The organism is Ruegeria atlantica (assembly GCF_013032455.1).
Taxonomy (GTDB): Bacteria; Pseudomonadota; Alphaproteobacteria; order Rhodobacterales; family Rhodobacteraceae; genus Ruegeria; species Ruegeria atlantica_B.
The window spans coordinates 40,450-65,287 of record NZ_WQCF01000012.1 but is presented as its reverse complement, the minus strand read 5'-3'; the positions used below and the strand labels follow the sequence as shown (position 1 = coordinate 65,287).

The window sequence follows — 24,838 nt, the reverse complement described above, 5'->3', positions numbered from 1 at the left end:
ACGGCCACGCCTCATGCGGATTTGCTTGTGTAGACGGCAAAAATCCGCTTGAAACGGGCCGAAATAGGCAATTCCGACGAGATTCCCATGACGAGCCCTAACGAAAACTTGAACCCACGCGCCCAGCGCGATCATGGCGGCGGGTTGGACGGGGCCGTGTCCACCTATGGCGGAGCGCGCGCGGGCTGGATTGATCTGTCCACCGGTATCAACCCACATCCGTATGGGATTTCGGATCTGTCCCCTTCGGACTGGACCGAATTGCCCGATCATGGTGCGTTCGAGCGCCTTGCAGATGCCGCCCGCCAATTCTGGTCTGTTCCCGACCGCGCCGCCATTCTACCTGCTCCGGGCGCCTCGGCAGTAATCGCCCGCATTCCTGCGCTTGCCGCACCGGGCCGAGTTCAAATCACGGCGCCGACGTATAACGAACACGCCGCCGCCTTCACCGCACAGGGTTGGAGTGTTCAGCCCGACGGCCCGGCCGACGCCCGCGTCATTGTCCACCCGAACAACCCCGACGGGCGGGTCTGGACCGAGGCAGACGTGAATACCCCCCTGACCGTAATCGACGAAAGCTTTTGCGATGTTACCCCTGAGGCATCGCTGATCCACTTAGCCGAACATCCCGGCGTGGTCGTTCTGAAAAGCTTTGGAAAATTCTGGGGGCTCGCTGGCCTGAGATTGGGTTTTGCTATTGGTCATCCCGACCTGATTGCACGGCTCAACGATCTTACGGGGCCATGGGCTGTATCCGGCCCTGCACTGCGGGTTGGGGAAAAAGCCCTACGAGACACAGGTTGGGCGAACGCCACACGACAACGCTTAAGCATAGAAGCCGACCGGTTAGACAATATGCTAATCACCAAAGGTGCGCGCCTTGTGGGCGGAACCACCCTGTTCCGGCTGTATGAGGTTGATGATGCTGCCACGTGGCAAGACCGTCTGGCCCGCGCCCATATTTGGAGCCGTGTCTTTCCTTACTCACAAACCTTTCTGCGACTGGGTCTGCCGCCCTCGAATGTGTGGAACAGGTTAGAGGCCGCTCTGTGAACACCGCTTTCCTGTTGATCTGCGCCATGTGTCTGGACGCGGTATTGGGAGAACCTGAATGGCTGTGGTCTCGGGTCCGCCACCCGGCCGTGATGATAGGCAACCTAATTGGCTGGCTGGACAAACGCCTTAACCGCAGTGCTCAACGACGCTTAAAAGGTGTTGTCGTAGTGCTGTTGTTAGTGGTCGGTTCATTGGTCATCGGGCGTGTGCTGTCGCTACTAGGCCCGGTGACCGAGATCATTATCTGCGCCATTCTGTTGGCACAGAAATCGCTGGTGACACATGTGCGCGACGTGGGCAATGGGTTGCGAATTTCGTTGGCTGAGGGGCGTGCCAAGGTAGCGATGATTGTTTCTCGCGACACGCGCGACATGACCGAGGCACAGGTCGCCCGCTCCGCAATCGAAAGCGCGGCTGAAAATCTCAGCGATGGGATCATCGCACCAGCATTTTGGTTTCTGGTCGCCGGGCTGCCGGGGTTGCTCGTCTATAAGGCCATCAATACAGCCGACAGTATGATCGGCTACCGCACAGAAAAATACCGCGAGTTCGGCTGGGCTGCTGCACGTCTGGACGATGTTCTGAACCTGATCCCTGCGCGCCTGACCTGCGCCATGATCGTGTTGCTATCCGGCCAATGGGCGCGCTGGCCCGAAATGGTAACAGATACGAGGCGCCATATTTCACCCAATGCTGGCTGGCCCGAGGCCGCCATGGCCCAGGCCCTGAACGTGGCGCTGGCCGGACCGCGCAGCTATGACGGGCAGGTCCGTGATCTGGCCTGGGTAAATGGGGATGCTCCCCGCGAAATCGGTGCGCCGGAAGTTTTCCGCGCATGCCGCATGCTGTGGGCCGTTTGGGGGCTTGCGCTTGGCCTTCTGTCAGTGTGGGTTGGGGTCAGCTTTATTCTCTGACGGACCGTCTCATGCGCTTTCTTTTTGGCCTAGTCGCCGCCACCCTGTTCGCCTCACCCGCTCTGGCCCAATGTGGCGGTGGGTTCAATTCCTTTGTCAAAGGATTGAAAACAGAGGCTGTGCAACAAGGGTTCGACAAGGACCCTGTCAACGCTTTCTTCAAAGGCGTGCAAAAAGATGGTGCAGTGCTCAGGGCCGACCGCGCGCAAGGCGTGTTCCAGAAACCCTTCATCGACTTTTCCCGACATCTGATCTCACAGAACCGGATCGAGCGTGGTCAGGCGATGTCGCGCAAATACGACGCCGTGTTTGATCGGGCCGAGGCAGAATACGGCGTTTCACGCGGGGTTCTGCTGGCTTTCTGGGCATTCGAAACAGATTACGGCGCCTTTCAAGGAGACTTCAACACCCGCAACGCGCTGGTGACGCTGGCCCATGACTGCCGCCGACCTGAGCTGTTCAGACCGCAAATTTTCGCGGCTATCGAACTTTATAGTCAAGGGAATTTCGATCCCGCCCGAACAACCGGTGCTTGGGCCGGAGAGATCGGAATGGTTCAGATGCTGCCCCGCGACATTCTGGAAAACGGGGTCGACGGCGATGGCGATGGTCAAGTTTCGTTAAAAACCTCTGCCCCTGATGCGTTAATGTCAGGTGCAAAGATGCTGTCGCATCTGGGTTGGCAGCCGGGCCAGCCTTGGTTGCAAGAGGTAACGGTGCCCGCGCAGATGGACTGGTCACTGTCCGGCCCCGGCAAACCACGCTCGGTGGCCGACTGGCAAGCGATGGGCGTGCAGGCGCGCAACGGTACTTTGTCAGACCTGCCCGCTTCTCTGATCCTACCACAGGGGCACAAGGGGCCGGCCTTTTTGGCCTATCCGAATTTCGATGTTTATTTCGAATGGAACCAGAGCTTTGTTTACGTCCTGACCGCTGCTTATTTCGGAACCAGACTGGAGGGCGCCCCGATTTACAATGCGGGCAAACCAGAGCCTGGGCTGCCAGGCGCGCAGATGAAACAACTGCAAAGCAAACTTCAGGCACGTGGCCACGACGTCGGTAAAATTGATGGCATTTTGGGGGCGGGGACACGAGCCGCCGTTCAAGCCGAGCAAATCCGTCTTGGTTTACCTGCAGACGCTTGGCCGACGGCCGAGCTGCTGAACAGGCTGTGAGTCCATCCTTCGCCACATTTTATTTACAGAAGAACTCGGCTGCCTTGATGTCTGGCCAGCGCACAGGAAAGATATAAATACCTGAAACATCTATGCTTTATGACTTTTCCAGAGCATTTAGCCCAGAACGGCATCCAAATTGGGAAGCCTCTCGTTCATATTACGTTAACATTATATTCATTTTGAGTAATTTAAACAGCAAATTTGGGGCCTAAATACGCCAACATCCTACGCCATGGTTAATCCGATTTATGCATATCGCGGAGACTACCATGAGCAACCTGCTGCCACCGAAGGTTTCGAACTCTGCACGCAATTACAAAAGCTTGAATAAGGCCAAGCTTTTTGCGGCCGAGGAAGACGGATCTTTTACAATCTTTGTTCTGCTTGGCTTTGTGGTCATTCTGGCCATGACCGGCATTGGCGTCGACATGATGAACTACGAGCGCGACCGGGCAAAGCTGCAATGGACCCTCGACAACGCCGTATTGGCCGCTGCCGACCTTGAACAAGAATTGCCACCCAAAGAGGTGGTGAGCGCATATTTGGCCACCCAAGGTCTTTCTGGATACGATGACAATGTCGTAGTCGACGACGCCTATCTGGACCGGACGGTTAGCGCGGGCCTAGACATGGATTTTGATACCAACTTCATGAGATTGAGTGGTATCGACACCATTCCAATCGGTGTGTTTGCAGCCGCCCACGAAGCGGCGCCTTGCACCGAGATTTCCATGGCCTTGGATATCTCAGGGAGCATGGGGGAAAACGACCGCCTTGCTCTGATGCAGAGCGCAGCCAAGGCATTCGTCACGAAAACCCTTGAGCGGAATACTGATCCCGACACCGGTGAAAAAACCGTGTGCCAAACCTCGATCAACACGATCCCGTTTGCGGGCCAAACCAATCCCGGCGCCACGATGTTTACATATCTGGGTGGTGTACGTTTTGGTACAACCACGGACGACAACTACTTCCCCAAGTGGGAACAGGACATTTCCAACGTTGTCTTCTGGTTTGATACAGATGGCGATAATGAAGTCGACTTTTCCGTCAAAGTCGACAACTTTCCGGACAACACGACTGATGTTTTCGAAAAAGACGACGTAGATACCTACTATCACTATGTCAGAGACTATATCATCGATCATTCATTGGCTGTACCTGATGATGCCGTGCTGGTTGGGGCCTCGATCAAGGGCGGCAAACAGCAGACTGAGTTCTTCAGCATAGCCGGGGATCACATTGTTGGATCAACGAAGTTCAACAATACGGACATCACAATCGAATACGCCGATTTTGAGACCTACGTAGATACTATCCCCAACAACACCTCATCGTGCTTGGAAATGACCTATGCGGACTTCTTGAACTCCAATCTGCCGTCCGGGTCGATCGACCAAGTGCCCTATTTCGTGAACTGGGAGTATGATGCAACGACCCAGAACTGGGGGTGGTGCCCCGATGATGAAATGAGCATCCAATACGCTCAGAACGACGAAGCCGCTCTGCACGCATTCATCGACGACCTGCGGTTGTTCGATGGAACTGGCACCAACTACAGCCTGAAATATGCGCTGGCCCTGCTGGACCCATCCTCACGAGACGCCTTTGAGCATCTCAGCGATGCAGGGGAAATCCCGGCTGAATTTGCAGACCGTCCGTTGGATTGGGACGCAGAGGACGTCGCGAAATACATTGTCATCATGACCGACGGAGCGACCAGCCCGCAGGTTCGTCCAACCGATGAAATGGACGCGGATAACGGGACCACCGAGCTTGTGATCCGCCCTGACAGCGACGCCACAATTACGTCATCGCACACGACCAACCTTCAATTGTTCCTTGAGCAATGTGCCATGGCAAAGGCCAAGGGTGTTACGATCTTTGCCGTCTCGCTCGAAGCCTCGAGTGCAGCCGCGACAGAGCTCAGAGCCTGTGCCTCGTCCGAATCGCACTATTACGAAACAACCGGTGAAGAAGTGGTCGAAACTTTCGTATCGATCGCGGGTGCGATCCAGAACCTGAGGCTGATCCAATAATCCAGCTGGGTGACGTGGCTGCTCGGTCCGGTCTGACTGGATAGCGTCCCCAAGTACAACAATCTTGATCAGTCCTTCGCCGCTGCGCACAAACAAGTCGCAGCGGCGATTTTCATTTTTGGAAAGCTGTGGCCTCCACACTGCTTAGCGAATGCAAGCCAACTTTTCAGGTGTCTTCAAAAACAGGCCGAGGCGCGCCTTCGTCATCCAGCGCGACGAACACGAAATCCGCATCCGTAACCTTATGACCTTTCTCGGAAAATCGGGCACGCGCCCAGGCATCCACGTGAATGCGCATCGACGTGCGCCCCACCTTGCGCAGGGTGGCATACAGGGTCACTTCGTCCCCTACCTTGACCGGGCGCAGGAACTGCATCGCTTCTACCGAAACCGTAGCCCCGCGCCCTTGCGAGACCCGGCCGGCCATGTTCCCCGCTGCAAGGTCCATCTGGGACATTAGCCACCCTCCGAAAATATCGCCCGAGGGGTTTGTGTCCGCAGGCATTGCTACAGTGCGGATCACCAGAACGCCCTCATCTTGCTGGCGTCCGTGTGACCCGCGCTGCTTTCCAAGGGCCAGGTATTTTTCGGTTTCGTCGGACACTTGGTTGCTCCTTTGGTGGCTTGTATAACTGGCATAGCGTGTCGGGCTTTCCCGACCTTAGTTTCTTGGACAATTATCTGAAATACAAAGCTGGTCTGCGTCAGACACGGTCTTTCGGTGCGAAACCAGATCAGGTGTTTGAATTTTCACTCGGGGCGCACCGGATAACGGTCGCCCTTTTGATCAATCAGGATCAACCGCTCACCGCTATGCACATACAGATCGCAGCGACTAAAACCGTTGCGATATTGGATGCAAACGCTGCCATCCTCGGCTATCGAATAAGTGCCAAACGCAGATTCCCCGCTAGCATAGGTATAAGAATAGGCGCCGCCTGCCGAATATTTGGACTGGCCATCATCGTAAAACGTCAGCGTGCGACCAGCCAACGCGTCCAATTCTGCGGGTGTCAGCGGTACATCGCCGGGTTTCATGCGCCATTCAGCGGCCCAAACCGGGCTTGCGGCCAACACCCCAAGGATTAAAATTCGGCTCATGCGGCCACCTTAGACGGTTGCACTGCAAATGGCTTATAACGTTGCGGTGAGGGATCAGGCTACCATCTGCTCCGCCTTCTTCAGATCGACCGAGACCAACTGACTGACACCCTGTTCCTGCATGGTTACGCCAAACAGACGATCCATCCGCGCCATCGTCACCGCGTGGTGGGTGATGATGAGGAACCGTGTGTCGGTCTGGCGGCACATCTCGTCCAGCAGATCGCAGAACCGAGTAACATTGGCGTCGTCCAAAGGCGCGTCGACTTCGTCCAGAACACAGATCGGGGCCGGGTTGGCGAGGAAGACGCCAAAGATCAGTGCAGTTGCGGTAAGGGTCTGCTCCCCCCCCGACAACAGGCTGAGGGTCGAGAGCTTCTTTCCCGGCGGCTGGCACATGATCTCAAGCCCGGCATCCAACGGATCATCGCTTTCGACCATCACCAGATTGGCCTCACCGCCGCCGAACAAATGCTTGAATAGCATGGCAAAGTTCGAGTTCACCTGTTCGAAAGCGGTTAGCAGCCGCTCGCGCCCTTCGCGGTTGAGGCTGGCTATTCCGCTGCGCAGAGCCTTGATCGCCTCCTCCAGATCTGCCTTTTCACCGTTGAGTGTATCGAACTCTTCCTGAACCTCTTTTGCATCTTCTTCGGCGCGCAGGTTCACCGCCCCCATCGCATCGCGCTGACGCTTATGGCGGTTCACTTCGGCTTCCAAAGCATCCGCTGCCGGCATTTGATCAGGGTTCACATCCAGTTGGTTCAGCAATTGGTTCGGGGTCAGCTGCTGATCTTCGGCAATGCGTTCAGACGCTGCAGTCACGCTTTCCTTCGCCGCATCACAGCGGGCCTCGGCCGCAGCCCGGCTTTCGCGTGCTTCCGAGGCCAGGCGTTCCGCGTCCCGCTCGGCCATCACCACTTCGCGCTGCTGCGTTTCCGCCTCGGCCAACTTGTCGGCCGCCTCAGCGCGGCGGGCTTCGGCGGCGTCGATCAGTTCATTCAGCTCTTCACGCGCCTCGGCAATTTCACCCGGCGCCGCCATGGCTTCGGCCAATTCTTCTTCCGAGCTTTCCTTGCGCTCAGCCAGTTCAGATATCCGCTTTTCTGCGCTGTCCAGACGGTGCCGCCAACCACTCAGGTCTTTTGTCACCTCTTGCGAGCGACGCGTCCGAGCCTCGCCCTCACGCCGCAACTCATCATGGGTCGAGCGGTGCGTCAGCATGGTGATCCGCGCGGCCTCGACCGTCTGCTTGATGTCCTCAACCTGCGCGCGGGCATTATCGAGGTCGCCCAGACCAGCCAGCCCACCCTCGGCCTCGCGCAGTTGTGCACGGGCGGACATGGCATCCTCTTTGTGACGGTCCACTGCAAGAGCCAGGGTTTCCAGCTTGCCCTGCGCCAGATTGCGATCAGCCTCGGCCCGGCTAAGCTGCCGTGCGGTTTCGGCCATGCGTTGGTCAGCGGCGCGGCGCGCTTCACGCGCGCGGCGATCAGCGTCAGTCACATCGGCCAGTTGCTGCGACAGCGCCTCATGCGCGGCGCGTGCACCATCGGCCTGCGCCTCAGCCCGGGCAAGCTCCTGTTTCAGCGCCTCAAGCTTGTTGAGTTGCTCCAGCCTCAGGGCCGCGGCACTTGGCGCATCTTCGGCCCAGGCGCGGAATCCGTCCCAGCGCCACAGATCACCAGATCGAGACACCAACCGTTGTCCGGGTTTCAGCGACGCCTGCAACCGCGCGCCCTGATCTGCGTCGACCAGACCGATCTGCGCGATCCGACGGCTCAGGCGATCCGGGCCTGATACGTGCAACGCCAATGGCTCAACACCATCCGGCATAGGCTGGTCCGACTCATAGGCTGTTACCTGCACCCACCCCGAAGGACCGTCCCCTTCGACCAGCGGCGCGCGAAGGTCATCAGCCAGTGCTGCACCCAATGCTTTTTCATACCCCGGCGCGACACGCAGCAAATCGAGCACCTGACCGCCCTCGGCGGTATCGCGTTCGACCAACTTGGCCAGTGCAGAGGTTTCAGCACGAATTGCACCCAGCTCACCTTCAGCTTCGGATCGCTGCGCCCGAGCTTCGGCCTCTCGTGCCTGCGTATCATTGCGCAGTTCATCCGCAGCGGCCAGAGCCTCTTCGGCGGCTTCGGCGGCCTCACGAGCTTCCTCTTCCCCCTCCTGAGCAGCCTCGAAAGCCTCGCTAGCGCGGGTTAGCGCGGTTTTGGCATCATCCACGGCGGCACGTGCTTTTTCCTCTTCCGCTTCTGACCTGGCCAGTGTCTTGCGACTATCCTCGACCAGTCGCTGCGCCGATTGGTGACGGGCAACCAGACGGGCCATATCCTCGGTTTCCTGCGAAAGATGATCTTCACGATCCTGCAGCACCGAGGCCGCTTCGCGGGCGATTTCGGCGGCCTCAGCCACCTTGTCGTCGTGCCCCTCAGCCGCTTTGGCCAGTTCACGTGCTTCCCATTCCAGGCGCTCGATCATCTGACCCGCATCGCGGTTCAGACCCGCCTCGCGCTCGATGTCATTGCCCAACTGCTGAATACGATTGGTCAAGGTCTCGATGGTCTGACGGGCGCGTGTTTCTTGATCCGCCAATGCGTCGCGCTGAACTTGCTGGCGTTGTAGAACTGCGGCAGCGATAGCCTCTTCTTCGCGCAACGGCGGCAGCGTCTCTTCAATCTCGGCGCGTTTTGCGGCAGCCGCGCGAGCTTCGGCCTCGGCACGGGAGGCTTCGGTGATCCGTTCGCGCAGCTTCTCTTCCGCCTGCTGGCGGGCCATGTCAGCCTCTTTCCAGCGACGATATAGCAACATCCCTTCGGCCTGCCTCAGCTGTTCGCCAATCTCGCGATAGCGCGCTGCCTGACGTGCCTGACGCGCGAGTTGCGCCAACTGCGCACCCAACTGTTCCAACACGTCATCGACACGGGTCAGGTTCGTCTCGGTGCCTTTCAGTTTCAACTCGGCCTCGTGCCGACGTTGATAGAGGCCCGAGATTCCGGCAGCCTCTTCCAAGATCCGGCGGCGCGCGCGGGGTTTGGCGTTAATAAGCTCGGCGATCCGGTTTTGTCCCACCAGCGCAGGCGAATGCGCACCCGTCGAAGCGTCGGCAAATAGCATCTGCACATCGCGCGCGCGGACATCTTTACCATTGGTCTTATAGGCGCTGCCAACATCGCGGGTGATGCGGCGGACGATCTCCAATTGATCATTGTCATTAAACCCCGAAGGGGCCAACCGTTCCGAATTGTCCATGGTCAGGACAACTTCGGCAAAGTTGCGGGCTGGACGTGTGGCCGCACCGGCGAAGATCACGTCTTCCATCGCGCCGCCTCGCATGGATTTAGGGCGGTTTTCCCCCATCACCCAGCGCAAGGCCTCGAGTAGGTTGGACTTGCCGCAACCATTTGGCCCCACCACGCCAGTCAAGCCATCCGCGATAATCAAATCGGTCGGATCAACAAAGCTTTTGAAGCCGGTGAGTTTGAGTTTGCTAAAGCGCAAAGGCGGCGGGTCCCATGATTCCTACGTCTTTGAAGTCTGCGCAACGGATTGGGCATGAGTCAACGAGGTTGCGCAGGATATGGGATATCAACCCGACTTATCCACAATATCTTGCCGAAATGCGCAGGAAAGCGCGTATTTCAGTAAGGCGTACACTCGAACACCTGATATCCGTAGCCATTACCAACATCTTCGTAGACCCCGTAATCCACACATTCATAGTTCGGGGTCGAGATAGAAGTCAGCAACAAACGCTCTCCTGCTTCGCGATCGCAGCCCAGCACGCCAACCGTCACCGCCGCATCGCCCAGCACGTCCAAAACTGGGCAACCTGCGACCTGCGCCATCGCCAACCCGGCCCAGTCCCGGATCGGCCCCAGACGCGGTGCGTATTGTGTATTAACCCGAACGGCCTCGGCGATATCTCCGCGTATGCGCACATCAAAAATGCTGCCATTCACCGCCACTCGGGTTGCGGGTATATCGCGAAAATAAGGCGTGCCGGCCGAACAGGCGGCCAGCACCAGCATGAGGGGCAGATACCGGATCATACGGCCAGTTTTGCCGCCACAAGGTTAACAAAATCTTGCCGGCACTCAGGCGCGCAGGACCTCTCCCAACCGGCGGACACCCTCTCGGATCGTCGCTTCGTCGGAATTTGAAAAACTCAGGCGGATCGTGTTGGCCCCTGACCCGTCCGGAAAAAATGCCTGCCCCGGCACAAAGGCCACTTTCACCGTTTCAAGCGCCCGAGCCAACAGATCAGCCCCGACCATGCCTTTGGGCAAGGTTACCCAGACAAACATGCCGCCCTCGGGTTTGGTCCATTCCACACCTTTCGGCATATGTTCAACCAGCGCATCCAGCATTGCGTCACGGCGCGCTCCGTAAACACGCCGCAGCATGGGGATATGCGTATCGAAACAGGCCCGCGCGACGTCATTGATAGCCATCTGATTAATCGTTGCAGAATGCAAATCGGCTGCCTGTTTCATCAGCACAAGTTGCGAAATCACCTGTTTGGCAGCCACAACCCAACCCACCCGCAAACCCGGAGACAGGGTTTTCGAGAAACTGCCGCAATAGATTGTCCGACAGTCCTCAATCGAGCCCTTACGCGCAAGTTCCAGCGCCAGAACCGGGGGGATGGGCTCTCCTTCATAGCGGAGGGCCTGATAGGCACCGTCTTCGATCACAGCGCAGTTCAGGTCCTCGGCCAAATCCAACAACGCTTCCCGACCGCGAAGGTCCACGGTCTCGCCAGTTGGATTGGCAAAGTCGGGCGAAAGATAAGCGAATTTCACCAAGCTTTCGCCTGCTGCCGCGGCGTATTCAGCCGCTCCGCGATTGCCATTGATGCTGAGCTTGTCAAAACGCGGCTCATAGGCGTTGAACGCCGCCAGCGCACCCAGATAAGTGGGCCACCCCACCAGCGCCGTGTCACCCGGAGAGAGGTATAGCTTACCGAGATAATCCAGTGCTTGTTGCGATCCCGAAGTGATCAGGATGTTGTCCAACCCGCATTCAATCCCGATCTGACGCATGTGATCGGCCAACCATTCGCGCAACGGAGCGTACCCCTCGCTAACCGAGTATTGCAACGCCTGCGCTTGTTTCTCAGTCCCCAACGCGTTCTGAAAGGCATCAGCAAAAGCTTCCGCCGGGAACAGCGCTGGGTCAGGAATGCCGCCTGCAAAGGAAATGATGCCAGGTTGGTCCAGCAGCTTGAGCAATTCGCGTATCTCAGACGCCTTCATCCGCGACATTCGCGTTGCAAACAAATCTTTGGTCAACATAGGCTTCCTCCGCATTCACGTTGGGCAGCCTAGGCATTGACTCAACAATGTCAATAGTTCTGACCTAGTGTAACAAAAAACTAGGGATGCGCGTTCTTGAACCCTCAAGAAAACCGTGGTCATATGATTTGACCAATTTTGGAAAGCACGTATGCCCTTTCACAAAATTCAGACTGAAAAGCTATCCCTCGCGGTTGTGAGACAGATCGAACTGCTGATCCTGCGCGGTATCTTACGCCCAGGAGAGCGGCTTCCGGCGGAACGCGAATTGGCAGAGCGATTGGGCGTTTCACGCCCTTCATTGCGCGAAGCGATATCGAAGTTGCAGGATCAAGGCTTGCTGACCGCCAAGGCAGGGTCTGGCATTTACGTCGCCGAGGTTCTGGGCTCGGCCTTTTCTCCGGCTCTGGTTCGGCTCTTCAGCAGCCATAATGAAGCCGTGTTCGATTTTCTGTCCTTTCGCCAGGATCTGGAAGGGCTGGCCGCCGAACGTGCGGCCCGTATGGGATCAAGCAGCGATCTGAAAGTGGTGCAGGCGATATTCGACAAAATGGAAGCTGCGCACGCTCGCAATGCAACCGAGGAAGAATCCGAGCTGGACGCGCAGTTTCACATGGCCATCATTGAAGCCAGCCATAACGTCCTGATGTTGCACATGATGCGCTCAATGTATGACCTGTTGCAGCAAGGCGTGTTCTACAATCGACAGATGATGTTCCAGCAAAGCACCACGCGTGGCGCAATTCTTGACCAGCATCGCGCCATCAATGCGGCCATACAAGAGCGCGACCCAAAGGGCGCGCGCAACGCGGTTCACCAGCACCTGAGCTTTGTGCAGCGCTGCATGGAAGACCATCAGAAGGCCCAGCACAATGAAGAGATCGCGCAGCAGAGGCTTGCGCATGAGACCGGGCAAACCTGATGTTCATCGGACACCTGCCCGGAGCGTACCTGTTCTTTCGTACCGCCACGCCAAAACTCAGCCCCGTTGTCTTTGCTGCAGCCATGATCGGAGCGATGGCACCAGATATCGACATGCTGTGGTTCTACTTTGTCGACAATCGCAGTCACCACCATCACGAATACCTCACCCATCGACCAATCCTGTGGTTAGGTTTTCTGATCTTCGGCTTGATCCTTCGTAAATGGTCCGATCGGGTCGGCAGCATCATTGCCGGGTTCGGCGCCGGAGGCTTGGTTCACATGGTGCTGGATTCGATCGTGGGCAGCGTTTCCTGGGCGTGGCCGTTCAGCGATGCCGCTTATCCCCTGGTGACGGTCCAAGCCACGCATTCACACTGGATCCTTTCCTTCCTGAACCACTGGACCTTCATGGTTGAGATCGGGATCACACTGCTCGCTGCATTTGTCTTTTGGCACAGGCAAAGAAAAACCCGAGAACCAGAGGCTCTCGGGTCTTAAATTCAGGTCATGTGACCAGAGTTAGTGAAGCTTCTCACCAACATCTGCAATGGCAGCGTCGATCAGCTTGTTCGCCTGTGTGGCGGTCATCTGCTTGGCCAGTACCGCGTTGGCTGCCGAAACAGCGACGGTGATGGCCTGATCACGGACTTCCTTCACAGCCGAAGCTTCGGCCGATGCGATCTGATCCTGCGCAGCAGCCAAACGGCGTGCGATGGATTTCTCCAGATCGGCCTTGGCCTGCTCAGCCGCCAGAGCCGCGTCGTCTTTCGCAGCCGCAACGATCGCGTCTGCCTGTGTCTGCACTTCGCGCTGCTTACGCTCATACGAGGCCAGCAGGCTGCGGGCTTCTTCGTGCAAGGCACGGGCTTCGTCCAACTCGGACTTGATGCCTTCGGCACGGTTGTCCAGCGCACCGCCAATCATGCCCGGTACTTTGAAGTAGAACAGGACCGCGATGAAGACGAGGAAGCCCAACGTCACGACAAAGTCGGTGTTGCCAAGCGAGAAGAACGGGCCGCTTGCGGCCAGCGCGGGGCTGGCTGCGCCAAGGGTCAGGACAAGAGCAAGAGTATTCCGCATGTCACTTATCCTTTCACTTGCGCGTCAACGGCACTGTCGATGGCTTTGGCATCTGCCTCGCCGCCCAGTGCTGTGACCAGTTCAGCCGCCGTATCCTTGGCAACCACTTGAATGCTTTCCAGCGCACCGGCACGGATATCGGCAATTGCCTTTTCCGATTCAGCCGCCTTTGCAGCGATTTCCGCGTCCGCCTGGGCAATCGCGTCGTCCAGGCCAGCCTGGATTTCTGCTCGGGCTTCGGCAGCGATACGCTGCGCTTCGGCACGGGCATCGGCCAGCGCCTTGTTATAGGCCTCTTCGGCCTCGACCGCCTTGGCCTTCAGATCTTCGGCCGCAGCCAGGTCATTTGTAATGGTCCCCTGACGTTCAGCCAGGATTGCCGCGATGCGGGGCAGAGCCACGCGAGACAGGACCAGAAAGATGACGACCAGCGTAATGACCAGCCAGAAAATCTGGTTGGGGAACCAATCGAAGCAGAGCTGCGGCATCCCGATGGCAGAGCCATGCGAGTCGATGCACGAGCCAACTACTTCTTCGCTAATGGGTTCAGTCGCCATGATGTCCTCCGTCGGAACGTTGTCTTTACAACAGGTGGGCCGCTATGGCTTGGACCCACCTGCGCGTAAGGATCAGGTTCCGCAGATTAGACGGCGAACATCAGCAGCAGCGATACCAGGAATGCGAAGATGCCCAGCGCTTCTGCGAATGCGATACCGATGAACAGGGTTGCGGTCTGCGAAGCAGCCGCCGAAGGGTTGCGCAGGGCGCCGGCCAGGAAGTTGCCTGCAACGTTGCCCACCCCGATTGCGGCTGCGCCGGAACCGATTGCTGCCAGGCCTGCGCCGATGTGTGCGAGATCGCCTTCCATGATGTTTCTCCTTACGAATTGGAAGTTTCGATGTTTGGGTATCGGACCTTAGTGCGAAGGATGCAGCGCATCTTTCAGATAAACACAGGTCAGAATGGTGAAAACGTAGGCCTGGATGAAGGACACGAGGACCTCGAGGCCATACATTGCGGTGATCGCCAGCACGGACACAGGCGAGATCGCGGCAATCGCGGCGAAGCCTGCGAATACCTTGATCACGGCGTGGCCTGCCATGACGTTACCGGCAAGACGAATGGAGTGGCTGACCGGACGCACGAAGTACGAGATCAGCTCGATGATCGCCAGAACCGGGCGCAGCGCCAGCGGTGCGCTGGAGACCCAGAACAAGCCCAGGAAGGCGGCACCGTTCTTGACAAAGCCCAGCACGGTCACGGTCAGGAAGACCGACAGCGCCAGCGGGATGGTCACGGCGAAATGCGATGTCGTGGTGAAGGACATGGGGATCATGCCCAGGAAGTTGGCGCAGACGATGAACATGAACAGGGTCATGACATAGGGGAAGTACTTGACGCTTTCCTTGCCGCAGATGTCTTCCAGCATCTTGTAGATAAAGCCATAGGCCAATTCAGCAATCGACTGCATCCGGGTCGGAACAATCGCGCGCTTCGAGGTGCTAAGAACCAGCAGGCCAAAGATCGCCGCAATCGCCAGGAACAGCCACAAGGTCACGTTGGTGGGCGTGTACCATGCAATGCCACCGTCACCGAACAACGGTTTAACGATGAACTGATCCATCGGGTGGAAAACCAGGCTGCTGCCTTCTGCTGCGGTGGTCTCAGTTGCCACGTTCAGTCCCTCTCGTCCTTTTCGGCCGCCTCAGCCGCCGCTTGTTTCTCTTGAACCTCTTTGGCGCTGCGGAGCATAACCTTCACTCCGGCGACAAGGCCCAGCAATGTGAACAGCACCAGAAAGATCGGGATTGTCCCGAGCAGGCTGTCCAGCCCGTATCCGATGCCAAATCCGATCCCCAGACCGGATACCATTTCTATGACCATCCTCCAGGCAAGTTCGCCTCCGGACACGTCAGCATCTGCACGGGGCTTCGGCTCTTTAGCCTTTTTCGCCGCTTCGATCTTGGCCTCAAGCTGCGCCATACGCTGCTTTTGGTCATCATCGGTCACGGGCGTTTCCCTCGTACAGTCTTGGGGACGGTGCTAAGCGGCAAAAGGCACAGAGTCAACGGCGTTGAGCGCCCCAATTGACGCATGTTAAACCATTGTTTTTCATTATAATTCCCCAGATCTTCATCGGCGCAAAACTTGTGGCATAGCCTTCCTGCAGACCAAAAGGGCAGATTCCGCATATTCAACCAAATGGTTGACCAATCCCCATGTCTATGGTTCAGCGAAGTCATGTCCAACGATCTCGATACCGTATTCGCAGCCCTTGCTGACCCTACGCGCCGCTCCATCCTGGCGATGCTGCTAGAAGATGATATGGCCGTGACCGACGTTGCCGAACCGTTCGACATGTCATTAGCCGCGATCTCAAAGCACTTGGTCATACTGACAAAGGCCGGGTTGATCAGCCAAGAAAAACGCGGTCGGGTAAAATGGTGCAAGCTGGAACCGGATGCTCTGCGCGATGCCTCAGTCTGGATGCAGGGGTTCGGACAGTTCGAACCTGTCAATTTAGATGCGTTCGAACGGTTTCTGGAAATCGAACTGCCCGCGTCGGAAGACCCCTAGTCCGATCTAACGGACCACAAAGACGGAAACATTGGCGTGATTGGCCAAATATCCTGCATGGCTGGAAAAGATATAGTCGGTTATCCGCGGTGCATGGGTGCCGACAATAATTAAATCAGCGCCGATTTCTTCGGCAGCGCCTTTTAAGTCGCCGTCAACCTCAGCCGCAACATCGACCGAGTGAATATTGAGAAACGCAACTTCTGTCTCGCTGTTTTTGGCCAGTTGATCAGCGAAAGCGCGCAATTCTTCGTTGGTCGTGGCGTCCGTCTGAACAGGATCACCGGGTTGAGTTCCGGTCACACTGACAACTGTAATCTTGGCTTTTTGCCACTTGGCGACTTCAGCCGCGACATCGGCAGCCTTGCGGACTTCTGGCGGCAGGTGCAGGTCAACAGGAAACATGATGTGGGTGTACATAATGACGTCCTCCTCCGCCAAAAGAATAGAGATATTCGCATATATAAACTTTGATCTACCTCAACGGTCGGCTTAGCCACAAAAACACCGGCTAACATTCCTGATTGCGGACTGACAAACCTGCCGCTGAGATCAGATAAATGCTGGCTTCATAGTCAATTGCCTGTGCGTATTTCCGGTCAACGCTGGCACAATCCAATCTGAAACCGACCCTCACTCAGGCGCCGGCTTGGCCGAACTTCCGGGCTGTTCTTCAGATTTCAGCAACAGCACAAGCGCTACGACTGTCAGGATCGCTCCGACCAGCACCAATAACGCAGGTGGCTGCTGGCCCAACGCTATTTCCCACAAGATCACCCAACTGGGGATCAGGTAGGTGTAGGCCATGACCTTGGCCGAAGGCAGCCGCAGGGTAGAAAACTGCACGAGAACAAAGCTGGCTGCTGTCGCAAAAATCGACACATATAACAGCCCAACCCAAACGATCAGCGGCAGGTTGGCCCAGTCTGTCGAGCTAATCTCGGACCAGCCGTAAAGGGTAAGCAAGAGGCAGCCAGCGACCAGAGTGCCAAAAGAAAACACCACCGCCGGCTCACCCCGGTTCAACTTGCGCACCATGGGTGTATAGATCGCGTGCGCCACACAGCCAAAGAAATAAATGACTTCGCCGCGATCGATCTCAAAGGCTTTGAAAGCCTGCCAATCCGCGCGGAATATGACCCACAATGCACCTACGGCGCCTACTGAAAGCGCCAGAGCCATTCTTGGTGTTGTGATCTGTCGCAGCAATACCCACCCGGCCACGGCTGACATCACCGGGGTGAGCGTGAATACTGCTGCCGCGCTAACGGGCGGTGCAGTTTTCAAGCCATGGAACATCAGCACGAAATAGGCGGCGAAAAGCCCGCCGAGCACCAGATAGCGCCACGGTGCCTGCGCCGCGCTGCGCGGTAAACCAGTGGTCAAAAGCGCAACGACCCCAATCAGCACAGAGGCAATCAGAAAGCGCGCCGCCGTAATCGCTTCGGGGGCAATTTCATTGGCAATCAGCGATCCCAGTGAAAAACTGCCAGCCACCAATGCCGAAAAGGTCAGCATTGCCAAATGGCCTTGCGCTTGCGACGTCACGCCTTCCACTCTTTCATACGGTCTTTCAGAAAGGTCAGGAACGCCTGCACCTTGGTTGTGCGATGCAGATCCACATGGGTTACCAGCCAAAGCTTGCCGGACCATTCGGGCAGGTTGGTCATCACCTCCTGCAATTCAGGGTTTCTTGCGGCTTCCCATCGCGACATAAAACCGATCCCGGCCCCTGACAGCACCGCCTGACGCATGGTGAAATTATTCGAACACCGAAAGGTGATGGCCTCGGCCGGTGCATTCTCCCGAAGCCATTGCGAGAATGGTGCGCGACTATTTTCGTCATCATTGCCGACAAAGGAGTGATTGGCAAAGTCCTCGACCCCCGATGGAGCACCGTGCCGCGCGACATAATCCTTGCTGGCGTACAACCCCATCTCCTGAGTCCAGAAGGGTTGCACCACATTGTCGGGTTGATCCGGCACGGAACCAGCACGGATCGCCACATGGGCTTCGCCATACTCCAGGCGGAACAACCGATCGCCGGTCAGGTAGCGTACGATAACGCCGGGATGGAGCTGCTGGAACTCGCTGAGAATAGGCACCACAAGCGGTGCAAGCGATGCCAGTGAGGTGACAACGAGCTCTCCCGCGACATCATCCCCCCGGCCTTTCATGCGACCGACCAATTGATTGAACTGATCCTCGGTTGCTTGCGCGACGCGCAAAAGATCCTCTCCGGCCTCTGTGGGCGTGTAACCTCGTGCGTGGCGTTGGAACAGCTTCACGCCCAATCGCGCCTCGATCGCGTCAATGTGGCGGATCACCGTCGCATGATGAACACCCAAAACATCGGCTGCCCCGCTGACCGTTCCCATTCGGGCGACCTGATAGGCGGTTCTCACTTCATCCCAATTGTCCATGGCAATCATCTTATGTGCAATTTCCAACAATCAATGTTGATATATCCGAGTTTTGTTCACACGTGCAACATCCATATTCGGGGCAGACACAATTTCCTACTGGAAGGACCAAGTGAAATGACCAAAACCATCCTGCATATCGACGCCTCTGCCCGCCGCGAGGGTTCTGCCACTCGAGACCTGTCTGACCGCATCGTCAAACATCTGGGCGCGGCCCGTATCATTCGTCGAGATCTTGCGACCCCCTTGCCCCTGCTGACGGAAGGCTGGATCAATGCCAACTTTACGCCCGCCGATCAACGCACCCAGGCACAGCTCGATCAGCTGGCGCTGTCGGATACACTGGTGGCCGAACTGCAGGACGCCGGCACCATCGTCATCGGTTTGCCGATTTACAACTTCTCGGTTCCAGCAGCCTTCAAAGCCTGGATCGATCTTGTCGCCCGCGCGGGTCTGACATTCTCGTACACTGAGAACGGTCCCAAAGGCCTGTTGGACGGCAAGCGCGTGGTTCTGGCCATCGCCTCGGGCGGTACGGCGGTCGGGTCCGAGATCGACTTTGCCACTAACTATGTACGCCACGTGCTGGGCTTTATCGGCATCACAGATGTCGAGGTTGTAGCCGCCGACAAGATGGCGCTGGACGCCGAAGCGGCACTGAGCAACGCCCACAAAGCCGTAACCGAACTGGCGGCCTGATCGTCTCTGGTCTTTGCCTTGTGAAACGTCCAGTCTGTTCCCGAACAACAGGCTGGGCGTTTGCTTATGAAGAAAATCGGCATTCTGGGTGGTGTAGGCTGGGCCTCGACCGTGGACTACTATCGGGCGATTGCCCAAGGCGCTGGCCGGTATTTTGCCGAACGCGGTTACGGCTCTCCGCTGCCGATCCCGCCAATGACCATCGAGTCGGTCACGCAGGCCAAAACACGCGCTTTGCGTGGCATGGCCGGGGACGAAGCCAGCTGGGCCGGTTTTGACGCTGTTTTTCGCGAGGCGTTGCTGACGCTGGAAAATGCTGGTTGCGATTTTGGGATCATCGCCTCGAACACGCCGCACGCGCGGCTGCATGCGATCCGGCAGGGTGTTTCCATGCCCATCCTGAGTATTTTTGACGCCACCGCCGAAGTCACAGCAGCCACAGGCGCCTCAAAGGCCCTGATTTTGGGTACGTCGGTCACCATGCAAGCAACCGACTATGCCGACCGGCTGGCCCAAGAGGGCATTACCGCCAACAACCACTTGCCCAATCCTGAAATCACCGAAATGCAGGCCATGATCGACAGCGATTTCTACGGTGGCGCGTCCGATACCGCCCGCGCACGGTTGCTGGCCTTTTGCAACAAGCACGCCACACCCGGCACGGCCATCCTGCTGGCTTGCACGGAATTGCCACTGGCCTTCCCCGATCATCTGGACGATCCGGTGTTCGAGGCAGATGGGCATCTGTTCATAAATCCATCGGCTGCGCATGTTGCTTCCGCGCTGAACGAGGCGCTGGAAGGCTGATCAGGGCAGCCAGGTCACGTCACAGCCGATCTTGTCGAAAAACGCCAACAGGTCTGCCCGCGCCAGAACCACGGTCCGGTCATTGACCAGCGGGTGCATATAGATGACATCCGCTTCTTGCCCAGCGCCATCCATGAAAAAGCGAACGTTATTCTGCACCCCATTTATCATCGCCAGCGGGCTGACCGCACCTGGACGAATTCCAAGGTTCTGCATAAGGCGATCTGCCGAGCCAAACGACAGGTTCCCCACTCCCAGCTCTGCCCCCAGCGCTTTGAGGTCAATCTCGCGGCTTTGCTCTAGCGTCACCAGATAGTTCCGCTTTTTCTTGTCGCGCAGATAGAGATTCTTGAGCCGCAAAGAGTTCTCACCCGGCACCATGAACTGATCCTCGACCGCTTTGGCGTCTTCAACCGTGCGCAACGGAACGTGCGTGTGCAAGCGATAGGTCAGGCCCCAGTCATCCAACTGCGCCAACAGCGCATCCGAGCTGAGCGGTAGTGTGTCCTGAAATGCAGATGATGCGTCCATGGGAACCTCCTGTCTGTCGCGCTCATCGCGCAACCTGAGGGTAAATTCAAGCCACGACAGAGATGGAATTCGATGCTAGCGTGCCGCCATGAAAGTGACGCGCAATGACCCGAACCAACTGATCCTGTCCGACACCCCATGGTTCACCGGCATCACGCTGGTCTTCTTCATTCTTGCCTTCGTCGGTCCCGGCCTGTTCCTGATGAGCGAAGGTGGCGAAGGCATCTTATTCGGCTTCATCTTCGCACTTGGCGGGGGCGGATTGGGCTTCGGCGCCTTTTGTGCCTTTGTTCGCCGCGTGCAGGTCATATTGGACCGCACCAAAGATAGTATCGTGATCCGCAGGCAGTCTGTTTTCGGCTATGAGGCGGTTGAGCATGTACTTTCGAACCTATCCCACGCCGAAATTGAATCCACGACGTCGCGCAGTAACAAGGGCTCATCGACTCTTTATCGCCCCGTTCTCGTTTTGAACAAAGGCATGAGCGCAGGACGCCATCCGATTGTCGAGGCTTATTCCAATGGATCAGGGTCACACCGGCTGGTCGATGCAGTCAATAAATGGCTTCCGGCGCGCAAGGTTGACTCTGACAGCCAATCGGCCTAAATCGCCGCAAACATCCGGAAGCATCTGATCTTCCGGTCCCTTGAGTCGTTCAGGGATCGCCCCCCACCAGCGAGTTTCGCCCGTGGGGGCGTTTGTGCATTTAACCGGCGCATCCTATCTAGGACACGCCACCAAATAACCGGCTAAGGAGGCCGAAGGCATGTTTGAAAATCTATCCGAACGCCTTTCCGGCGTCTTTGACCGGCTGACCAAACAGGGCGCGCTGTCCGAAGAAGACGTAAAAACCGCCCTGCGCGAAGTCCGCGTTGCCCTGCTTGAGGCCGACGTCTCGCTGCCGGTGGCGCGCGCGTTCGTCAAGAAGGTGCAGGAACAAGCGACCGGTCAGGCGGTCACCAAGTCGATCACTCCCGGCCAGCAGGTCGTCAAGATCGTGCATGATGCGCTGGTTGATACCCTGCGTGGCGAGGAAGACCCCGGCAAGCTGAAGATCGACAACCCGCCTGCCCCGATCCTGATGGTCGGTCTGCAGGGTTCGGGTAAGACCACCACCACCGGCAAGCTGGCCAAACGCCTGAAAGAGAAAGAGGGCAAGAAGGTTCTGATGGCCTCGCTCGACGTCTATCGTCCGGCGGCAATGGATCAGTTGGCCGTTCTGGGCACGCAGGTTGGCGTGGACACTCTACCGATCGTTCCCGGCCAGAAACCCGTCGACATCGCCAAACGCGCCAAGCAACAGGCGACGTTGGGCGGCTATGACGTCTATATGCTCGACACCGCGGGCCGTCTGCATATCGACGAAGTCCTGATGGACGAGGTCGAGCAGGTCCGCAATGCGGTTGACCCGCGTGAAACCCTGCTGGTTGTTGACGGCCTGACCGGTCAGGTCGCCGTTGAGGTAGCCGAGGAATTCGACGCCAAGGTTGGCATCTCGGGCGTGGTTTTGACCCGGATGGACGGTGACGGGCGCGGTGGTGCAGCGCTGTCGATGCGTGCGGTCACTGGCAAGCCGATCCGCTTTGTCGGTCTAGGCGAAAAGATGGACGCGCTCGAAACTTTCGAGCCGGACCGGATCGCCGGTCGTATTCTGGGCATGGGCGACATCGTGGCCCTGGTCGAAAAGGCCCAGGAAACGATGGAGATGGAACAGACCGAGCGCATGATGAAGCGCATGGTCAAAGGTCAGTTCAACATGAACGACCTGAAAATGCAGCTGGAACAGATGATCCAGATGGGCGGCATGCAGGGCATGATGGGCATGATGCCCGGCATGGGCAAGATGGCAAAACAGGTCGAAGAGGCAGGCATGGATGACAAGGTGCTCAAGCGCCAGATCGCCATGATCCAGTCCATGACCAAGCGCGAACGCGCCAACCCGCAACTGCTGCAAGCGAGCCGCAAGAAGCGGATTGCAGCGGGTTCCGGTATGGAGGTCAGTGACCTCAACAAGCTGCTCAAGATGCACCGGCAGATGTCGGACATGATGAAGAAAATGGGCAAGATGGGCAAAGGCAAGATGCTGAAACAGGCCATGAAAGGCATGTTCGGCAAAGGTGGCCCCTCGCCCGAGGAAATGGCGGCAGGCATGGACCCCAAGGCGCTGGAACAGGCGGCCAAGGCGATGGGAAAGATGCCCGGTGGAATGCCCGGAATGGGTGGCGGCATGGCCTTGCCTCCGGGCCTCAGCGGGTTTGGCAAGAAAAAGTAAATGAACGCTATCGCCCAACATATCCCCCGGCTTGAGACCGAGCGCCTGATCCTGCGCGCGCCGTCCGAGGCCGATCTGGACGCAGACAGCGGGTTCTTCGCCAGCGATGCTGCGAAGTATGTCGGCGGACCTCTGCGTCGGGATGAAGTCTGGCGGGTAATTGCACTGCATTTTGGTCATTGGGCTCTGCGTGGCTATGGATATTGGAGTGTCAATGAAAAAGACACCGGCGCCTATGTCGGTCGGATTGGCCTGTGGTTCCCCGAAGGGTGGCCAGAGCCCGAAGTGGGTTGGACTCTGATGACACATGCCACCGGCAAAGGATACGCGACCGAGGCCGCTTTGACCGCGCGCGCCTATGCCTATGACGTGCTGGGCTGGGACACGGCCATTTCGCTGATCGACCCGGAAAACCACGCCAGCAAGGCCGTGGCCAAACGGATGGGCGCTTCATTTGATTACCACTACGAACACCCGAAATTCGGCACCACCGAGATCTGGCGGCATCCTGCTCCAGCAGATCTGGTGAATGGCGGCATGGAGGCCTACGCATGACCAACCCCGTGACACAGGCTGCTGCGCTATTGAAGGACCACCGCGAAAGCATCGACCGGCTGGACGCGATCCTTGTCTATACGCTGGGCGAGCGGTTTAAGCACACGCAGGCCGTTGGCAAGCTCAAGGCTGAACACGAACTTCCCCCGTCCGATCCCACGCGTGAGGCTACGCAGATCGCACGATTAGAAGACCTGGCGAAAGAGGCCGATCTGGACCCCGACTTCGCCAAGGCTTTTCTGAATTTCATCATTCAGGAAGTCATCCGACACCACAAGAAACACCAGAATTAACCGGAAACGATCCCGGTAAACGCCATCCAAAGGAGATACCACCATGGCAATGAAAATTCGTCTCGCCCGCGGCGGCTCGAAAAAACGTCCCTTCTACCGCATCGTGGCTGCTGACAGCCGCATGCCGCGCGACGGTCGTTTCATCGAAAAGCTGGGCACCTACAACCCGCTGCTGCCGAAAGACAGCGAAGAGCGCGTGAAAATGGACATGGAGCGCGTTCAGTACTGGCTGGATCAGGGTGCACAGCCCACCGACCGTATCGCACGTATGCTGGAAGCTGCTGGCACTCGTGAAAAAGCCGAGCGCAACAACCCCAACAAAGGTACCCCTGGCAAGAAAGCTCAAGAGCGCGCGGAAGAGAAAGCTGCAAAGGCTGCTGAAGCTGCCGAAGCGGCTGCCGCACCGGCTGAAGAAGCTGCAGCAGAAGAATAAGCAGGCGGGCGCGTGCAGAATCAGACTTTCAGTGACGATTTTCGCACGCAGTTCGATCTGTTGATGCGGCTCCGGCGTGATGTGCGCCGGTTCCGCACCGACGCTATAGACGAGGCAGTGCTGACGCGCTGCCTCGACGCGTTTCGACTGGCTCCTTCGGTAGGGCTCAGCGAACCTTGGCGCGTTATTCGCGTTAACAGCCCGGCCGCACGTGCCGCGGCACTTGAGAATTTCCAAACGGCCAATGCACAGGCGCTGGATGGCTATTCCGGCGAAAAGGCGCAGCTTTACAGCCGATTGAAGCTGTCCGGCATGCAAGAGGCCCCGGTGCAACTGGCGGTGTTCTGCGACGATGCCACTGACAAAGGCCAGGGCCTGGGTGCAGGAACGATGCCCGAGATGCGGCGATATTCGGTTGTGTCTGCCATTACCCTGTTCTGGTTGGCCTTGCGGGCCGAGGGGCTAGGCTTGGGCTGGGTTTCCATATTGGACCCCGACCAACTGGCGCGTGATCTGAACGTGCCGAGGAACTGGCGTCTGATCGGCTATTTCTGTGTTGGCCGCCCCGAAGAATTTTCCGATACGCCCGAACTGGAACTGGTGGGTTGGGAAAGCCGGAACAACACGTTGCCGATTGAGGTACGCTAGG

Annotated in this window: 29 protein-coding genes; 15 read left to right on the top strand and 14 right to left on the bottom strand. The window is 57.7% G+C overall.

What is annotated here, in order from left to right; all coding sequences use genetic code 11:
- Positions 1-87: 87 nt before the first annotated feature.
- The 4 genes from cobD (at position 88) to GOW93_RS17685 (ending at position 5,187) form a co-directional block, all read left to right on the top strand.
- A complete protein-coding gene (cobD, locus tag GOW93_RS17700) occupies positions 88-1,053 on the top strand; it encodes a threonine-phosphate decarboxylase CobD (protein WP_170387197.1) in 966 nt (321 codons plus the stop codon).
- Complete coding sequence (cbiB, locus tag GOW93_RS17695; RefSeq protein WP_170387196.1) at positions 1,050-1,970, top strand: adenosylcobinamide-phosphate synthase CbiB; 921 nt, start codon at positions 1,050-1,052, stop codon at positions 1,968-1,970. Before cobD ends, cbiB begins: the two co-directional genes overlap by 4 nt.
- Positions 1,971-1,981: 11 nt before the next feature.
- Positions 1,982-3,145: a lytic murein transglycosylase gene (locus tag GOW93_RS17690; protein WP_170387194.1), complete on the top strand. Its 1,164-nt coding sequence runs from the start codon at positions 1,982-1,984 to the stop codon at positions 3,143-3,145.
- A gap of 272 nt (positions 3,146-3,417) precedes the next feature.
- A complete protein-coding gene (locus GOW93_RS17685; protein WP_170387192.1) occupies positions 3,418-5,187 on the top strand; it encodes a TadE/TadG family type IV pilus assembly protein in 1,770 nt (589 codons plus the stop codon).
- Positions 5,188-5,353: 166 nt separating this feature from the next.
- Here the strand turns inward: GOW93_RS17685 and GOW93_RS17680 are convergent, their stop codons facing one another.
- The 5 genes from GOW93_RS17680 to GOW93_RS17660 form a co-directional block, all read right to left on the bottom strand.
- On the bottom strand, positions 5,354-5,692 hold the full coding sequence (locus tag GOW93_RS17680) for an acyl-CoA thioesterase (protein ID WP_170387280.1): 339 nt from the start codon (positions 5,690-5,692) through the stop codon (positions 5,354-5,356).
- Positions 5,693-5,937: 245 nt separating this feature from the next.
- Positions 5,938-6,288 carry a hypothetical protein gene (locus tag GOW93_RS17675; RefSeq protein WP_170387190.1) on the bottom strand — a complete coding sequence of 117 codons (351 nt, stop codon included), beginning with the start codon at positions 6,286-6,288 and terminating at the stop codon, positions 5,938-5,940.
- A gap of 54 nt (positions 6,289-6,342) precedes the next feature.
- On the bottom strand, positions 6,343-9,798 hold the full coding sequence (locus tag GOW93_RS17670; protein WP_170387188.1) for a chromosome segregation SMC family protein: 3,456 nt from the start codon (positions 9,796-9,798) through the stop codon (positions 6,343-6,345).
- Between the two features lie 140 nt (positions 9,799-9,938).
- Positions 9,939-10,349: a hypothetical protein gene (locus GOW93_RS17665; protein WP_170387187.1), complete on the bottom strand. Its 411-nt coding sequence runs from the start codon at positions 10,347-10,349 to the stop codon at positions 9,939-9,941.
- A gap of 45 nt (positions 10,350-10,394) precedes the next feature.
- Positions 10,395-11,594, bottom strand: coding sequence for a PLP-dependent aminotransferase family protein (locus GOW93_RS17660; RefSeq protein ID WP_170387185.1), 1,200 nt, complete (start codon positions 11,592-11,594; stop codon positions 10,395-10,397).
- A 151-nt stretch (positions 11,595-11,745) separates the two neighbouring features.
- Between GOW93_RS17660 and GOW93_RS17655 the strand changes: the two genes are divergently transcribed.
- Positions 11,746-12,516: a FadR/GntR family transcriptional regulator gene (locus tag GOW93_RS17655; protein WP_170387183.1), complete on the top strand. Its 771-nt coding sequence runs from the start codon at positions 11,746-11,748 to the stop codon at positions 12,514-12,516.
- Complete coding sequence (locus tag GOW93_RS17650) at positions 12,516-13,016, top strand: metal-dependent hydrolase (RefSeq protein WP_170387181.1); 501 nt, start codon at positions 12,516-12,518, stop codon at positions 13,014-13,016. The genes GOW93_RS17655 and GOW93_RS17650 overlap by 1 nt, the downstream gene beginning before the upstream one ends.
- Before the next feature lie 21 nt (positions 13,017-13,037).
- On the opposite strand, the gene GOW93_RS17645 is transcribed toward GOW93_RS17650, so the two are convergent.
- From GOW93_RS17645 to GOW93_RS17625, 5 genes are all read right to left on the bottom strand, one after another.
- Positions 13,038-13,598, bottom strand: coding sequence for a F0F1 ATP synthase subunit B (locus GOW93_RS17645; protein ID WP_170387179.1), 561 nt, complete (start codon positions 13,596-13,598; stop codon positions 13,038-13,040).
- 5 nt (positions 13,599-13,603) lie between these two features.
- Positions 13,604-14,155: a F0F1 ATP synthase subunit B' gene (locus GOW93_RS17640; RefSeq protein WP_170387177.1), complete on the bottom strand. Its 552-nt coding sequence runs from the start codon at positions 14,153-14,155 to the stop codon at positions 13,604-13,606.
- An 86-nt stretch (positions 14,156-14,241) separates the two neighbouring features.
- Complete coding sequence (locus GOW93_RS17635; RefSeq protein WP_005981269.1) at positions 14,242-14,466, bottom strand: F0F1 ATP synthase subunit C; 225 nt, start codon at positions 14,464-14,466, stop codon at positions 14,242-14,244.
- A 48-nt stretch (positions 14,467-14,514) separates the two neighbouring features.
- The gene (locus GOW93_RS17630; RefSeq protein WP_170387175.1) at positions 14,515-15,273 is read right to left on the bottom strand and encodes a F0F1 ATP synthase subunit A; all 759 of its coding nucleotides are present in this window, start codon (positions 15,271-15,273) and stop codon (positions 14,515-14,517) included.
- A gap of 2 nt (positions 15,274-15,275) precedes the next feature.
- Positions 15,276-15,608: an AtpZ/AtpI family protein gene (locus GOW93_RS17625; protein ID WP_170387173.1), complete on the bottom strand. Its 333-nt coding sequence runs from the start codon at positions 15,606-15,608 to the stop codon at positions 15,276-15,278.
- A 231-nt stretch (positions 15,609-15,839) separates the two neighbouring features.
- On the opposite strand from GOW93_RS17625, the gene GOW93_RS17620 reads away from it, so the two are divergent.
- Positions 15,840-16,175, top strand: coding sequence for an ArsR/SmtB family transcription factor (locus GOW93_RS17620; protein WP_170387171.1), 336 nt, complete (start codon positions 15,840-15,842; stop codon positions 16,173-16,175).
- Positions 16,176-16,181: 6 nt separating this feature from the next.
- Here GOW93_RS17620 and GOW93_RS17615 read toward each other — a convergent pair whose 3' ends face one another.
- From GOW93_RS17615 to GOW93_RS17605, 3 genes are all read right to left on the bottom strand, one after another.
- Complete coding sequence (locus tag GOW93_RS17615; RefSeq protein ID WP_254443672.1) at positions 16,182-16,616, bottom strand: universal stress protein; 435 nt, start codon at positions 16,614-16,616, stop codon at positions 16,182-16,184.
- Between the two features lie 192 nt (positions 16,617-16,808).
- Positions 16,809-17,723, bottom strand: a complete 915-nt coding sequence (locus tag GOW93_RS17610; protein WP_170387169.1) for a DMT family transporter — start codon at positions 17,721-17,723, stop codon at positions 16,809-16,811.
- Positions 17,720-18,598, bottom strand: coding sequence for a LysR family transcriptional regulator (locus GOW93_RS17605; protein ID WP_170387167.1), 879 nt, complete (start codon positions 18,596-18,598; stop codon positions 17,720-17,722). The genes GOW93_RS17610 and GOW93_RS17605 overlap by 4 nt, the downstream gene beginning before the upstream one ends.
- Before the next feature lie 117 nt (positions 18,599-18,715).
- Here GOW93_RS17605 and GOW93_RS17600 point away from each other — a divergent pair, with 117 nt between their 5' ends.
- A complete protein-coding gene (locus GOW93_RS17600; protein WP_170387165.1) occupies positions 18,716-19,297 on the top strand; it encodes an FMN-dependent NADH-azoreductase in 582 nt (193 codons plus the stop codon).
- 66 nt (positions 19,298-19,363) lie between these two features.
- Positions 19,364-20,104: an aspartate/glutamate racemase family protein gene (locus tag GOW93_RS17595; protein ID WP_170387163.1), complete on the top strand. Its 741-nt coding sequence runs from the start codon at positions 19,364-19,366 to the stop codon at positions 20,102-20,104.
- Here the strand turns inward: GOW93_RS17595 and GOW93_RS17590 are convergent, their stop codons facing one another.
- Positions 20,105-20,635 (bottom strand): prolyl-tRNA synthetase associated domain-containing protein, encoded by a 531-nt coding sequence (locus GOW93_RS17590; protein WP_170387161.1) that lies wholly within the window; start codon positions 20,633-20,635, stop codon positions 20,105-20,107. It abuts the gene before it with no gap.
- Positions 20,636-20,723: 88 nt separating this feature from the next.
- Between GOW93_RS17590 and GOW93_RS17585 the strand changes: the two genes are divergently transcribed.
- From GOW93_RS17585 to bluB, 6 genes are all read left to right on the top strand, one after another.
- Positions 20,724-21,242, top strand: coding sequence for a hypothetical protein (locus tag GOW93_RS17585; RefSeq protein WP_170387159.1), 519 nt, complete (start codon positions 20,724-20,726; stop codon positions 21,240-21,242).
- Between the two features lie 160 nt (positions 21,243-21,402).
- Entirely contained in the window at positions 21,403-22,908 is a 1,506-nt protein-coding gene (ffh, locus tag GOW93_RS17580) for a signal recognition particle protein (RefSeq protein WP_170387157.1), read from the top strand.
- Positions 22,909-23,463, top strand: coding sequence for a GNAT family N-acetyltransferase (locus tag GOW93_RS17575; protein ID WP_170387155.1), 555 nt, complete (start codon positions 22,909-22,911; stop codon positions 23,461-23,463). It begins immediately after the preceding gene.
- Positions 23,460-23,756, top strand: coding sequence for a chorismate mutase (locus tag GOW93_RS17570; protein ID WP_170387153.1), 297 nt, complete (start codon positions 23,460-23,462; stop codon positions 23,754-23,756). The genes GOW93_RS17575 and GOW93_RS17570 overlap by 4 nt, the downstream gene beginning before the upstream one ends.
- 43 nt (positions 23,757-23,799) lie before the next feature.
- The gene (gene rpsP / locus GOW93_RS17565) at positions 23,800-24,189 is read left to right on the top strand and encodes a 30S ribosomal protein S16 (RefSeq protein ID WP_170387151.1); all 390 of its coding nucleotides are present in this window, start codon (positions 23,800-23,802) and stop codon (positions 24,187-24,189) included.
- Between the two features lie 12 nt (positions 24,190-24,201).
- Positions 24,202-24,837, top strand: coding sequence for a 5,6-dimethylbenzimidazole synthase (bluB, locus tag GOW93_RS17560; RefSeq protein ID WP_170387149.1), 636 nt, complete (start codon positions 24,202-24,204; stop codon positions 24,835-24,837).
- Position 24,838: the final 1 nt, after the last annotated feature.